This window comes from Synechococcus elongatus PCC 11801 (assembly GCF_003846445.2).
Taxonomy (GTDB): Bacteria; Cyanobacteriota; Cyanobacteriia; order Synechococcales; family Synechococcaceae; genus Synechococcus; species Synechococcus elongatus_A.
The window spans coordinates 123,444-136,983 of record NZ_CP030139.2 but is presented as its reverse complement, the minus strand read 5'-3'; the positions used below and the strand labels follow the sequence as shown (position 1 = coordinate 136,983).

The window sequence follows — 13,540 nt, the reverse complement described above, 5'->3', positions numbered from 1 at the left end:
GCCTACCACTGATGCCATGCCTGGGATCGCGCTTGTCTGACCAGTCTTTACAACCAAGAGAGTGGATAGCGACGATGTTGGCGATCGGGCGCCCAACGACTATATAGCGCTGTAATGACGCACAAAAGTACAGACCCACTCAAAACGGGCAATAAAATATAAGCCCATTGCGCTTTGACAATCACGCCTAAGAGAGCCACTGCACCGGCCGGTGGATGCACGCAACGCAACAGTTGGGTAAGCGCGATTGTAACTCCGACAGCAAAGCCCATACTCCAAGGACTGCCGCCCAACAGCAAAACGCACAGGACAGCCACAACGGCACCTAAGCTGTTGCCTAAGATGACGTTTCGCGGCTGCGCTAGAGGACTACTAGGCACGCCAAATAACAGTACCGACGTCGCGCCCATCGGAGCAGCGACTAGGGGATAGCCACTAATTTGGGTGAGCCAACTCAGTAGCCCAATCCCAACAAGTGCCCCCAGCCATGACCCCAGCACTTGCTGCCGAGAGTAGCGCGGTTGCAGGTGTACGGACTGCGAGCGTTGTTGCTGCCAGTACCAGTGCAGACGTCTGAGCGATCGCGGGATCATTCTGTAGTCTTTGCTACTTTTTAGGGTTGTGCCCATTAAAGCACTTCGATTTATCCTGCCTGGGCAGCCCAAAGATGCAAGTTTCTAATCACTGTCATGACTCCCTAAAAACAAAGCCCGAAGGAGTTAGCTTCGGGCGATTTGAATCTTGATTGTTTCCCTGCTAGTTGCAGCTGCTGCCTGAAAGCCTCGCTGGGTCTAGCTAGCAGCATATTCTGCCAAGAGGCGACTGCGGCGGCGCAGATGATCCATGGCTTGACGCTCAAGTTTCCGGACGCGCTCACGACTGATATTGAGACGTTCACCGACTTTGGCCAAGGAAAGGCTATCACCTTCATCCAAGCCGTAGCGCAGAGCAATGACCGCCTGCTGCTGCGGTGTCAGTTCCGCCATCAAGGTACGGAGATCACGACGCAGTGACTCCTGTTCAACGTAGTCCGAGGGAGATGACTGTTCGTCTTCCAACAGTTCCTGCAATTCCGTATCTTGGCTATCGCCGACTTTGACATCGAGCGACACAGGCTGGCGGTTCATTTGGATGTATTCCCGCACCTGCTCGAGCGGTAATTCCAGCACTTCCGCCAACTCGGACGCTGTAGCGCTACGACCCAATTGCTGCGAAAGCTCACGCTGAGTTTTTTTGAGCTTGTTCAGCTTTTCAGTGATGTGGATCGGCAGGCGAATCGTTCGGGATTGCTGAGCGATCGCCCGAGTAATGGCTTGGCGAATCCACCAGTAGGCATAGGTCGAGAATTTGTAACCCTTGGAGGGGTCGAATTTCTCGACACCGCGCTCGAGGCCTAGCGTGCCTTCTTGGATGAGATCCAAGAATTCCATGTGACGCTTCTGGTATTTTTTTGCGATCGAAACAACAAGGCGCAAGTTAGCCTCGATCATTTTGCGTTTCGCCCGCTGACCTTGCTCAACTTGGCGATCGAGATCCTCAAGATCAAGTTCAACGGCTGCCGCCCACTCTTCTTTACTCGGCTCGTGGCCTAGGCGATCGCGCAGCTCGGCTTGGATATCCAAAAGGGTCATGAGGCGCTGGACTTGCCGACCGTAGCGCAGCTCTTCCTCAGCGGTGAGCAGTCGTACCCGACCAATCTCTTGCAGGTAGGCACGGACTAAATCAGGACTATAGGCGGTAGAGGAGGTAGACATGGCGGCGACACGTGAGGGAGAGTGAGATGGCTAAATCGTAGTCGTTATGAGTTTGAATGACTAGGTAGGGAAAACCGAAGCGAATAGTTTCAGTAAGTTGCAGACCCAGCAATCAATACCAGACGTCCTTGAATGCTTCACACCTGACAGGGACGTCCTCTGCTTCCTTAAAGTTCCCTAAAGTCTGGGCGATCGCGCAGGGGATCACGAGATCCACTAGTCGCTTTGTGAGAGCCGCGCTACCGCTGTTCCTCCCAGCAGCGAATCCATTTCCTGAAGAATATTGAGAATGCGATCGCGGTGAGGGCTCTGATTGAGAACAGTAGCCAAAGTGCCGCGATCGAACCGACCGGCTCGTTGTCCCGGAAACCAGTGACCACCATTCCCAAGCAAGTTATAGCGAGCCTTGGCATATTCGACCATGTCGAAGGCTTGAACTAAGTTGTGAAGCCAAACAATCGTCGGAATGTTGATTTCGCCCGGAGTAGTTTCGGGGGCCGGTAAACCGTCCCGCCATGTGTCCAACCAGTCATGACCGAGGGCATCAGCCATTGCTTGCTCAAGGCGGCGCAGGATCGGGGCGAGGATGGTTTCAGCTTGATCGAGCAGGGGCAGCGTTTCCAAATGGCGATCGAAATCGCTGGGACGAGCCGCGCCAATGCTGAGGGTGTGGATCTGCGGCTGGCTCAAGCAAAAAAGGTCGTTGAAGACCATGGGGTGCAGGGGCTGACAAAGATCGACCAACTTCTGTGGCGGTGAGTAAAGATGCCCACCTTTGTCGGAAGGACTGATGATAAACACGCCCATGTCGTGTTCTTGGGCGGCTTCTAGCGCGGCTTGATTGGTCTGGAAGATGTAGTACCAGTGCAGGTTGATGTAGCTGAAGCGATCGCTAGCAATCGCCTCCAGAATCACCGGCAACGGTGCATGGGTCGAAAAACCAATGTGGCGAGCCCGTCCCTCTGCCTGCAGCCGTTCCGCCAGATCAAGACAGCCACCCTTACGCAGCGTCCAAGCCAGCAATTCGGCATTGTTGACGCCGTGGATGCTGAGCAGGTCGACGTAATCGGTCTGGAGCAGACTCATGCTGCGATCGAAGGTCTCCAGAAACTCCGCCGGATCTGCGCTGGGCGGCACTTTCGTCTGCAGGATGATTGCCGATCGCGGATAGGCGGCTAGTGCTTTGCCCAACTGCCGCTCGGAGCTGCCGTAGTAGCGAGCCGTTTCAATGTGATTGATGCCCAACTCCAGCGATCGCGCCAAAGTCGCTTCTAGATTGTTCTGGCTTTCAGGCGTGATCTCCGGCCAATCAACATCCTTCCAGGACTGCTGATAGCGCATGCCCCCACAGGAAAACACGGGCATTGAGAGCTCGGTTCGGCCAAAGCGTCGGTAGCGCATCGAAATGGATCGGGCGGCTCTGTGATCCTAGCGAAGGCAATCGGGCTGCCAGCGCCCGACCTTGGCAAATAGCGGCCAGGTCATCCGCCGATAGCGTTGGGGTTCGCCCCAAACCCGTTGCAGTTCCGGCGCGATTGCCCAAACCGGATCAAAGCCACGCTGCCGTTGAAACTGCTGCACACCCGACCAAGTTCGCAGGTAAGCAAGGAAATCAAACAGTGTCCAGTCACACTGCATTGAAAAAGTGGGAACAGGCAGCGACTCAAAGGGGAACGGCAGACCAACGTAGGCTTGCTCAACCCATTGCCGTTCCGGTGGCCAGTAGGGGTCAAGCCAATCGCGGTAGAAATGGTCAAAAACGCGATCGATATCAGGATTGAAGCTGCCCCGACCATAGCCCCAGAGAGCAATCACGCCGTTGGGTTTCAGTAGTCGTTGTGCCTCGGCATAAAACTGCGGCAGATCAAACCAATGAGCCGCTTGAGCAACGGTGATCAAATCCAGACTGGTATCTGGCAAGGGCGTTGCTTCTGCCGGAAAGACTTGATACTGAACACGCGAATGCGATCGCGCCTGTCGAACTTGAGCGGCACTGGCATCACTGCCAATCACTTCGCTGAAATCATCTGCAAGGGCGATCGCCGCTTGACCATTGCCCGTCGCACAGTCCCAAACCCGCTGGCGATCGGGTGCAATTCGGGCCAAGTAGCGAAACCAGCGGCGTGGATAGCGAGGTCGAGCCCTGGCATAGCTAGCTGCGACCGCTGAGAAATGGTCAGAGAAAGACACGTCTAAGATCGCCGACGCTGCTTCGATCGCTCTTGGGGAAAGCCCAGCGGCATGATGACTTGGTTACGGCGTTCCGCTTCCAACTGCCGGAGTTCGCTGGGATTGACCCAGTGGATGCAATCGACAGGACAGGTATCGATCGCCTCTTGTACCAGGTCTTCAGGGTCACCGTTCTGCCGAACGACTCGCGAACGCCCGTAATCCGGCTCAATGTAGAACGTATTGGTGGCCACATGCGAACAATAGCGGCAGCCAATGCAGGTGACTTCATCCACCCAGACCAGCTTTTGCCGCAGTTCCCCGCCCAGTTCCGGCTCGAGTCCGCTACGGGCTTTGCCACTGCGGAGACTTCCCCCCAGTTCTGGCTCCAGCCCGCTGCGGTCTGCATCCATTGTTAGCCGTTCCAGCGTTGGACAACCAAGCGAATCGAACCATCCGCTTGTTTCACTTCTTCCGCCACTTGGAAGCCTTGATCGGCGGTGGTGGAGAGCACCGTGCGGTAGGCATAGCGCTGGGTAACTTGGCTGAGGAAACGCTCCACCGTCAGCGGTTGCTGCCAATATTGGAGGTCGGCGACCAGTTCATATTCTTGGCCATTCCAACGGAAGCCAATGTCGTAGCCATTATTTTGTTCGATCGCCACGGTCGCAGTTTCCGTTTGCCCTTGATAGCCCCGCACCGGCACCGGACCTGCTTTCCAGTCAATGCCGAGATCTGTCAATGCCGACTGAAGAAAGTTGAGGTTGCGGATCTGCGTTTTGATGCGGCTGAAGTGAGACATAGAAACCTCTATCCGACAAACGAACGGGGCCAGCGATCGCGATCAGTAGTCGGTCGATTGCTCGACCGAGGTAACAACTGCAGCATTAGCGAAGTAGTCAGCTGAAGGATGTTGGGTCACAACCTGCCCCAGCTGTGCTTCGATTTCGGCAGTGATTTCGGTGCAATGCTTGCCCTGAATCCCCGTGACTTGTTCTTCAACCCGTCCATCGGGATGAATCACAAACTCCAGCGTTTCCAAGGTCATAGCAGCAATCCAAGCGATCGGGATGCGGTGAACGACTCAGACAATGATCAGGACAAGCCGAGCTGGCTGTCGCAAGATGCTCTTACCGTAGCTCAAATATTCGGTGAGGTTAAGGCTCAGTAATTAGGTTTTTGGCTGAGCTGCAACTGCCAGAAACCAATGGAGCGATCGCACCCAAGTTTGTCCCTATCATGCGCTTCAGCACTACTGCGAGCCATCGAACGGGTCTGGCTTGCCTGCCACACAATCACCTTAAGCAGGCAAATGAATCGGGGTGTGCTTCAGCGATCGCTACCAGAGCAGGCCATCTTGCTGGAGGGTTTCAATCATTTGCAGGGCGCGAGCATCGCCGACTTGCAGTAGCGAGGCTTTGGCATCTTCGCGCACACTCATATCTTCGTCTTCCACCAAAGCCTCGATCAGGGCATCGATGACTGTGGCGTAGACGATATTGGCAGGCAGTGGTCGGCACAGTTGGCCCAGCGACCAAGCACAGTTGCTGCGTACATCGGCTTCCGGATCACGGCGTAGGGCTTCAATCAAGCTGGGAACCGCACCGATCACGGTTTCGTAATCAACGACGGCCGTGTTGCCCAAGGAGCTGGCTGCCCAAAGGCGAACCGGCGCAATGTCGTGGCGCAGCGCTTCGATTAGGGGTTGAATCGAGCGGCGATCGCTGTAGTTGCCCAGCGCCCAAGCCACTGCTTTGCGAACATTGTCATTTTGATCGTGGCGCAGACATTCAATCAGAACATCGACGGCTTGGTGACTGACATTGCGCCCCAAAGCATAGGCAGCCGCTGTCCGAATATTGGGACAGGTATCATCCAGCGCTTTGATTAGGTGAGGAATCGCCCGTGGTTCAGTCAAAGCCGCAAAAGCCCGAACCGCTGCCAGACGATTGAGCGCGTTGGCATCCTGAAGCTGCACCAGCATCACTTCGGGATCTGGCGGTGTGGTGTCTTCTGTCTGAAGGAGCTGATCGAGGGGATCGACCAAAGCCGATTCCACGTCCTCAATCAAGTAGAGATCATCACTGCGCATAAAAAATACTTTAACCAAAGAGGGGTTCGGGTCGATCTGTCCCGTTCGCTCTGGGCTAGCGGCAGTCTATCGAAGGACCTCCACGGACAGTCAGGACTCGCTGGCAGCGTTGCGGATCAGTGGCTTGCTGAGACTCAAGCTTTCTACACAGAACCCCGCACGTTGGTACAGGGCGATCGCGCCGGGATTATCGGCATAGACCTGCAAACTGAGGCTGCGATCGCCTTGCAACTCGGCCCAGTCTTCTGCTTGGGCCAGCAGTGCAGTGGCTAGCCCCCGCCGCCGATGTTCCGGCTCCACATAGACGAGAAAGATGTAGGTCTGGCGATCGCCTGTGCGTTGGTCTTGCGACTGTCCTAGCCAAAGACCCGCGACAATCTGGCGATCGCCAGCCGTCACGATCCACCAGATCGACGTCTCTTCGCTCAGAAAGCGATCGAGGGTTCGGGCAAGATGGCTAGGTGGTAGTGATGCCGTGCCTTCGCTGTAGCCCGCTTGGAGATAGCGCAACAGTTGAGCGCGATCGCGGGGCTGACCACGCTGCCACTCATAGCCGGCAGGTAAGGCTACCGCCACAGCACCACAGCAGCAGGCTCGATCGGTGCCGGTGCTGACATGTCATCGGGCAGAAAGGCGCGGGCACTGACCGCAACCAACGCCACAAAGAAGGTCAGCACAATCAACAGCGGCAAAACGTACTGGCGGAGAACGGTGATCATGGCAAGAGTGTTGGGGTGGGTAGGGTTGGAAGACGGTGATGGCTCAATTTCCGCAACCAGAACCCACCCAAAACAGCGGTGAGCAGCGCGAGCCAGCCAGTCAGAGGCTGCAAGAGCAAGAAGCCTCCAACACTGAACATACTGCCGAATAGCAGCAAAGAGGCTGCGACAATCCGCAGGCCATCAATACGAAGGTCTTGAATTGGAGCCAGCCCCGACTGTTGTTGTTGTCGTCGCCAGCCAGGGCCACCCGGGCGAATTCGCGCGTAGAAGCTCTGCAAAACCGATTCGGGCTCGGGGGGGGTCAGCAGCATGACCGTAATCCAGATTGCCGCTGAAATCAGGGTTGTGACCAGAAGCCGTAACCCAAAATCAGGGATTTTCAGCCAAGGCAGCACTGAGGTCGAAAGGCCAACAACGAAGCCTGCCAGCATCGCCGCCAATTCCGCTGCCGCGTTAATCCGCCACCAATACCAACGCAGAATCAGGACAACGCCAGGACCAGTCCCGATCGCAATCACCAAGCGGAAGACCGTGCCGACATCATCACTGAAGAAAGCGGTGACAGCCCCCAAAACAGTCACGAACACGGAGGCAAGCCGACCGACTGTCACCAGTTCCGCTGCCGAAGCCTGCGATCGCCAGAAACGGCGGTACAAGTCATTCGTCAGATAAGAGGCGCCCCAGTTGATGGAGGTCGACACCGTACTCATGAAGGCGGCGAGTAACGAGGCAGCCACCAACCCCAGCAACCCCGGCGGCAAAAAGTCCAGCATCAGCTTGGGATAGCCCAACTCTCGATCGCTCAGGTTGGGATAGAGCACGAGGGCTGCTAAGCCAACAATGACCCAGGGCCATGTCCGTACAACGTAATTGATGATGTTGAACAGCCAAGCCGCTTTGGCGGCGTCGCCCTCGGTGCGAGAGGCTGCCAACCGCTGAATAAACTCCCCCCCACCATCGCTGCGACGGAAAGTCCACCACTGCAGGCCGAGATAGGCCAAAAATGTCGTTGTGGTCAGGCCAGCCGTTTCAGTCCAGTCGAAGCTGCCCCCGCTCCAGCGGAAGGGAAGAAAGTCGAGCGATCGCCCCAAGCCCATCGCCTGCAGCTGATCGACCAAGTTACCCATACCGCCAATGCTGCTGACGGCACTGGCCGCCACAATCAAAGCCCCGACCAGCGCTAGGACGAGCTGGAAGAAATCGGTAACCACGACCCCCCAAAGACCAGAGACCCCCGAGTAGACCAAGACGATCAGGCAAATTGCAATGACACTCCAGAGGCGACTGTTCTCGCCCACATCGAAGCCCAGACTGTTCCAAACGCCCAGCGCCTCGATTGTTTTGGTCATCGCCAGAATGGCGTAGCCGATGCCGATACAGTTGATCGGCACTGCAAACAAAAAGGCCTTGATCCCCCGTAACCAAGCTGCTGTCTGACCGCCGTAGCGCAGCTCTGTTAGTTCCGCATCGGTGATGATCTCCGATCGCCGCCAAAGACGGGCAAAGATATAGATCAAGCTGACGTGGGCAAGACCAAAGCACCACCACTCCCAGTTACCAGCAATCCCGCGCGTCCCAACCAGTCCAGCAACGTAGAGCGGCGTATCAACCGAGAAGGTCGTAGCGGCCATACTGGCGCCGGACAACCACCACGGCAGCGATCGCCCCGACAGGAAGAAGTCTTCAATGCCCCGCGAGGCTCGGCGGGCAAAGTACAGACCAATACCTAAGCTGATGACCAAGTAAAGACCGATGACCACCCAGTCTAGAAGCTGCATCGTGGTGAAAGGCTAACTGCGGCCTCATCTTCGCACTGTTCTGCAGCTTAGAAAAAGAATTACGATTGCGCGATCGGAATTCTCTTTAGAAAGTTTTTAGATTTTCTCTCAACTTTAGGCAAGGCATCGTGACAGGGTAAGAAGCGGCTCAGCAGCGCTACTGCGATCGCGGTTTCTCGCTTTGATTGATGCAGCGCTCTTAGCATAAATGTCACTTAGCCAACAGGAAGCCAATTCAAAAATGTGATGTAGTTATTTGAAGCATTTAGGAAAATTTCCAATTCCCCCAAAGCATTCAGCCTGCTAGGTTTTCTTAGAAACTAAAGAAAGTTCGCAGTTTTCCCTTGATCCCCGTCTAGTTTTCGCCGATATGATGCCATTAATTGCCGATTCTGTTCAGCAATCGGACTACAAAAACTGTTAATGCAGCCTGTTCTCTCTTGCGGACTAAGGATCGATATAACCATGACAACGATTCAACAAATTCGCTGCCCTAATTGCGGCCGTCCCGCAGAACGGGAGCATTTTGCTAGCCGCCAAGTGCTGCAAACCCAATGCCCCTGCTGTGACTATTTGTTAGTTACCTGCAGTCTGACGGGCCGCGTCATTGAAGCCTATGCACCGGGCATTGGTTCTCGGCCACCCCAGTGGGGTTAAGTCCAACCAAGCCTTGACTACCAACCAAAACAGAGTCATGAGAAGCGATCGCTGAATTTTAGCGATCGCTTTGATTTTGTTGAGTTTGCGACAACGGTCAGGAAAGCTCTGGCTCAGCTTAGACCGTGAGAGAGGTTGGCCGTCGATTGGCTCGCAGTTGCCCACAGGCTGCATCGGCGCCCAATCCTTTAGACCAACGCACAGTGACTGCAATTCGCTGCTGGCGCAACGCTTCGGCAAAGGCATCCACTCTCGCCTTGCTGGGGCGCTGATATTCAACCTCATCAATGGGGTTGTAGGGGATCAGATTGACGTGGCTTTGGAAGCCTCGCAGCAGTTTTGCCAGTTGCTCAGCTTGAGCAGGATGGTCATTCAACCCTGCCAGCAGAATGTATTCGAAGGTGACGCGCCGCCCTGTGATCTGAACGTAATCGCGGCATTCCTGCAGCAAGTCAGTGATGGGGTAGTGACGTGAGCTGGGGATAATTTGGTCGCGCACTGCTTGGCTGGACGCATGCAAACTGACCGCCAAGGTGAACTGTAGAGGGCGATCGCCCACGCGACCGGTTTCGGCGAGGCGGCGAATATGGCCGGGGATCCCAACGGTCGAGACTGTGATGCCGCGCTGGCCAATGCCGATGTCTTGGTTGAGGCAGCGAATCGCCGACAGGACTGAGTCAAGGTTGAGCAGGGGTTCACCCATGCCCATGAAAACGATATTGCTGACTCGTTGCTGCCAGTTTTCTTGAACGGTCAACACCTGATCGATGATTTCGTGGGGCGCGAGGTGCCGCCGGAACCCCCCTTTGCCCGTGGCACAAAAGTCGCAGGCCATGGCACAACCCACCTGCGAGGAAACACAGACTGTCAGGCGATCGCCCGAGGGAATGCCAACCGCTTCAATGATTTCGCCATCATCGAGCTGCAGCAGGTATTTAACCGTGCCGCTCGGCGATTGACTGCGCTCAGCGATGCGCGATCGCCCAACGGGAACCGATTGCAAGGACTGACGCCAGTCTTTGGGGAAAACGCTAATCTCCGCCAAGTTATGGACGCTGCGCTCGTAGAGCCATTGGTGCAGCTGCTTGGCACGGTAGCTGGGCTGCCCTTGGGCAACAACCCAATCCTGTAACTCCGGCAGCGATCGCCCCAATAAAGGAGTCGTTTCAGCAACCGCTTGCGGTTCTAGACCAGACCGAGCCAATGGAGGAAGCCCTCGTGAGTGGTGATTTCAAAGGCGATTAGCGTGATAAAGCCCAGCATGGCCAAACGCCCGTTCAGCTTTTCAGCAGTCTCATTGAAGCCAAAGCGAGGACGATCGCGGCGAGGCGTGATGGTTGGTTCTAGGGTGGTCATAGCAGCAGCAAGCTTTTCTCCATGATGTTGCATTTTGTCAATAAACGGAGGTGACGTTCGCGATCGCTGGAATCTGCCACAATAAGCCCGTTCAGTCGGGACCGCAGCATGGACATCGGAGTGCCGCGTGAGCTCAAGGATCAAGAATTTCGGGTCGGGCTGAGCCCTGCCAGCGTGCGATCACTCAGTCTGCAGGGACATCAGGTCTGGATTGAGCAAGGGGCTGGGGTCGGATCGGGATTTCCAGACGAAGACTATTTACAAGCAGGTGCCAAGGTCGTCGCTACGGCCGCAGAAGTCTGGCAACAGCCGCTCGTGGTCAAGGTGAAGGAGCCGCTGCCCCAGGAATACGACTACCTGCGATCGGACTTACTCCTGTTCACTTACTTACACTTAGCAGCCGATCGCTCCCTGACTGAGCGACTGATCAGCAGCGGAACGACCGCGATCGCCTATGAAACTGTCACCGCCCGCAATGGCAGTTTGCCGTTGTTAATGCCGATGAGCCGGATTGCAGGTCGACTGTCGGTGCAATTTGGAGCTCGCTTTCTAGAACGCCAACAAGGGGGACGAGGGGTTTTACTAGGTGGGGTTCCCGGTGTCAGTCCTGGCACGGTGGTGATTCTGGGTGGCGGGATCGTCGGAACCGAAGCTGCCAAGATGGCGATCGGCCTGGGTGCCAAAGTCCAGATTGTCGATATCAATGTTGAGCGGCTAGCTGAACTGGAGACACTGTTTGGGTCCCGGGTTGAACTGCTCTACAGCAGTCCTGCCGAAATTGAAGCCCGCGTCCCGCAAGCTGACCTGTTAATTGGTGCAGTTTTAGTGCCCGGACGCCGTGCACCGGTGCTCGTTAGTCGCAACCTGATTACCCAGATGCACCCCGGCTCAGTTGTCGTGGATGTGGCAGTAGATCAAGGTGGTTGCATTGAAACCCTGCGTCCTACTAGCCACAGCCAACCAACTTACGTAGAAGCAGGCGTTGTTCACTACGGCGTGCCCAATATGCCTGGGGCTGTTCCTTGGACAGCGACACAGGCTCTGAATAACAGCACACTGCCCTACGTCCAAGCGATCGCCGCCCACGGCTTGGGTAGTTTGGATCGCGATTCTGGTTTGGCGGAAGGACTGAACGTGGCTCAGGGACAGATCGCCCATCCGGCGATCGCGGCCGCCTTCCCCGACCTACCCCACCGTTGAGCGATCGCAGCTGAGAGTCTCACTAAAAAGCGGCTGTTTCCTGAGTTCTCGGCGATTGAACAGCGCAATGGGAACTCAGTGCAAATGTTGCGGTTCTCGGTACATTAGGCAAGGATTCCCTGAGCGAAGAAAATTCTCTAACTGCGGATCCGCTTCCCTTTGACCCTGCTCTTTTGTTCAAACACCTCCATGGCTGCTTTTCTCTACCGTCTCTCTTTGCTGAGCGCTCTGGCGATCGCAGCCCATGGAATGGAGCCGCCTGCGGCGATCGCGGACATTGTGGATCCTCAGGCTACGGGCCCATCCCCCACGATTGCCCAAAACTCCCCACCACCAGCCGCAACCACGCCGGCACCGACGACGCCTCCATCGAGCCCCGTCAAGGAAGTAGTTCCTGATGCCAATCTGCTCAAGGAGTTGCAAGCTAACCCAAATCCCTTCCAGCTTCCGAATCAGCCCAACCAAGTTCAAACCGAATCGCTCCAACCACTGACTTTGGAGCAGGCGCTGAATTTAGCTCGCCTCAACAATCCCCAAGTCCAAATTCGCCAGCTCCAAGTTGAGCAACGGCGGGCAGCGCTGCGAGGAACAGAAGCTGCTCTTTACCCAACCCTTGGGCTTCAAGGTAATGCTGGCTATCAGCAGAGTGGCAACCGGCTCAATGTGACTGAAGGGTCTACCGTTCAGCCCACAGGCAGTAGTCTCTTCACCACTCTGGGACAATCTTCGATCGGGGCAACCCTCAACCTGAACTACACGATTTTCGATTTTGTCCGGGGTGCCCAACTAGCTGCCAGCCGCGACCAAGTCACCCAAGCAGAACTGGATCTCGAAGCCACCCTCGAAGACCTGCAGCTCACTGTTTCTGAAGCCTACTATCAGCTCCAGAATGCCGACCAGCTCGTTCGAATTGCGCGGGAATCGGTTGTTGCCTCGGAACGAAGTCTCAAAGATGCAGAGGCTCTATTCAGAGCTGGCGTTGGTACCCAGTTTGATGTGCTGCGGCAACAGGTTCAGCTTGCTCAAGACCAACAAAATTTGGTTGACAGCATCGGAAATCAAGATAAAGCTCGCCGTTCCTTAGTGCAGGCTCTCAACCTGCCGCAAAACGTCAATGTCTTGACGGCCGATCCTGTAGAACTAGCCGCACCTTGGAATCTCAGCCTCGACGAGAGTATTGTCCTTGCTTTTCAAAACCGTCCAGAGCTCGAGCGGGAAGTGCTGCAACGCAATATCAGTTACAACCAAGCCCAAGCAGCCCGAGGACAAATCCTGCCGCAATTGGGCCTGCAAGCCTCCTATGGCGTAACCGGGTCAATCAATAGCAACCTCCGCAGTGGCAGCCAAGCTCTGACCTTCCCATCACCAACGCTCACGAATAACAGTAACTATTCTTATTCCATTGGATTGGTACTCAACGTGCCGCTGTTTGACGGTGGCTTAGCCAATGCCAATGCCCAGCAACAGGAACTGAACGGCCAGATTGCGGAGCAGAACTTTGTGCTGACGCGCAATCAAATTCGGACCGACGTTGAGACTGCCTTCTACGACCTGCAGACCAACTTGGCAAACATCGGCACCACCCGTAAGGCTGTTGAGCAGGCACGAGAAGCCCTACGCCTGGCACGTCTGCGCTTCCAAGCTGGTGTTGGCACCCAGACGGAAGTGATCGACTCGCAACGAGACTTGACGCGGGCAGAAGCTAACGCCCTCAATGCCATCACGGCTTATAACTTGGCGCTCGCCCGGATCAAGCGAGCTGTCAGCAACGTCAGTAACTTGGCTCGCGTCGGCAGCTAACGTTCTACCAGC

Annotated in this window: 16 protein-coding genes; 3 read left to right on the top strand and 13 right to left on the bottom strand. The window is 55.8% G+C overall.

Annotation, left to right across the window (positions count from 1 at the left end):
* Window positions 1-47 precede the first annotated feature (47 nt).
* From DOP62_RS00715 to DOP62_RS00665, 11 genes are all read right to left on the bottom strand, one after another.
* Window positions 48-593 carry an HPP family protein gene (locus tag DOP62_RS00715; protein WP_261789829.1) on the bottom strand — a complete coding sequence of 182 codons (546 nt, stop codon included), beginning with the start codon at window positions 591-593 and terminating at the stop codon, window positions 48-50.
* 198 nt (window positions 594-791) lie between these two features.
* Entirely contained in the window at window positions 792-1,754 is a 963-nt protein-coding gene (sigA2, locus tag DOP62_RS00710) for an RpoD/SigA family RNA polymerase sigma factor (protein ID WP_208673751.1), read from the bottom strand.
* A gap of 216 nt (window positions 1,755-1,970) precedes the next feature.
* Window positions 1,971-3,155: an aldo/keto reductase gene (locus DOP62_RS00705; RefSeq protein WP_208673749.1), complete on the bottom strand. Its 1,185-nt coding sequence runs from the start codon at window positions 3,153-3,155 to the stop codon at window positions 1,971-1,973.
* A 27-nt stretch (window positions 3,156-3,182) separates the two neighbouring features.
* Window positions 3,183-3,944: a class I SAM-dependent methyltransferase gene (locus DOP62_RS00700; RefSeq protein WP_208673747.1), complete on the bottom strand. Its 762-nt coding sequence runs from the start codon at window positions 3,942-3,944 to the stop codon at window positions 3,183-3,185.
* Between the two features lie 2 nt (window positions 3,945-3,946).
* Window positions 3,947-4,336 (bottom strand): ferredoxin, encoded by a 390-nt coding sequence (locus DOP62_RS00695; protein ID WP_208673745.1) that lies wholly within the window; start codon window positions 4,334-4,336, stop codon window positions 3,947-3,949.
* Window positions 4,337-4,338: 2 nt separating this feature from the next.
* Window positions 4,339-4,725, bottom strand: coding sequence for a DUF1257 domain-containing protein (locus tag DOP62_RS00690; RefSeq protein WP_011378170.1), 387 nt, complete (start codon window positions 4,723-4,725; stop codon window positions 4,339-4,341).
* Between the two features lie 42 nt (window positions 4,726-4,767).
* Entirely contained in the window at window positions 4,768-4,971 is a 204-nt protein-coding gene (locus tag DOP62_RS00685) for a DUF2997 domain-containing protein (protein ID WP_208673744.1), read from the bottom strand.
* A gap of 291 nt (window positions 4,972-5,262) precedes the next feature.
* Window positions 5,263-6,015 carry a HEAT repeat domain-containing protein gene (locus tag DOP62_RS00680; RefSeq protein ID WP_208673742.1) on the bottom strand — a complete coding sequence of 251 codons (753 nt, stop codon included), beginning with the start codon at window positions 6,013-6,015 and terminating at the stop codon, window positions 5,263-5,265.
* A 90-nt stretch (window positions 6,016-6,105) separates the two neighbouring features.
* Window positions 6,106-6,591: a GNAT family N-acetyltransferase gene (locus DOP62_RS00675; protein ID WP_208673739.1), complete on the bottom strand. Its 486-nt coding sequence runs from the start codon at window positions 6,589-6,591 to the stop codon at window positions 6,106-6,108.
* Window positions 6,582-6,734, bottom strand: a complete 153-nt coding sequence (locus tag DOP62_RS00670; protein WP_208673737.1) for a hypothetical protein — start codon at window positions 6,732-6,734, stop codon at window positions 6,582-6,584. The genes DOP62_RS00675 and DOP62_RS00670 overlap by 10 nt, the downstream gene beginning before the upstream one ends.
* A complete protein-coding gene (locus DOP62_RS00665; protein ID WP_208673735.1) occupies window positions 6,731-8,515 on the bottom strand; it encodes a sodium:solute symporter family protein in 1,785 nt (594 codons plus the stop codon). The genes DOP62_RS00670 and DOP62_RS00665 overlap by 4 nt, the downstream gene beginning before the upstream one ends.
* Before the next feature lie 465 nt (window positions 8,516-8,980).
* Between DOP62_RS00665 and DOP62_RS00660 the strand changes: the two genes are divergently transcribed.
* Entirely contained in the window at window positions 8,981-9,172 is a 192-nt protein-coding gene (locus DOP62_RS00660) for a replication restart DNA helicase PriA (protein ID WP_208673733.1), read from the top strand.
* A gap of 118 nt (window positions 9,173-9,290) precedes the next feature.
* On the opposite strand, the gene rlmN is transcribed toward DOP62_RS00660, so the two are convergent.
* Together rlmN and DOP62_RS00650 are read right to left on the bottom strand one after the other, a co-directional pair.
* Window positions 9,291-10,376 carry a 23S rRNA (adenine(2503)-C(2))-methyltransferase RlmN gene (gene rlmN / locus DOP62_RS00655; RefSeq protein ID WP_208673731.1) on the bottom strand — a complete coding sequence of 362 codons (1,086 nt, stop codon included), beginning with the start codon at window positions 10,374-10,376 and terminating at the stop codon, window positions 9,291-9,293.
* Complete coding sequence (locus DOP62_RS00650) at window positions 10,358-10,528, bottom strand: chlorophyll a/b-binding protein (RefSeq protein ID WP_208673729.1); 171 nt, start codon at window positions 10,526-10,528, stop codon at window positions 10,358-10,360. The genes rlmN and DOP62_RS00650 overlap by 19 nt, the downstream gene beginning before the upstream one ends.
* A 108-nt stretch (window positions 10,529-10,636) precedes the next feature.
* Here DOP62_RS00650 and ald point away from each other — a divergent pair, with 108 nt between their 5' ends.
* Complete coding sequence (gene ald, locus DOP62_RS00645; RefSeq protein WP_208673727.1) at window positions 10,637-11,728, top strand: alanine dehydrogenase; 1,092 nt, start codon at window positions 10,637-10,639, stop codon at window positions 11,726-11,728.
* Window positions 11,729-11,917: 189 nt separating this feature from the next.
* Window positions 11,918-13,528: a TolC family protein gene (locus DOP62_RS00640; protein ID WP_261789828.1), complete on the top strand. Its 1,611-nt coding sequence runs from the start codon at window positions 11,918-11,920 to the stop codon at window positions 13,526-13,528.
* The last annotated feature ends 12 nt before the right edge of the window (window positions 13,529-13,540 follow it).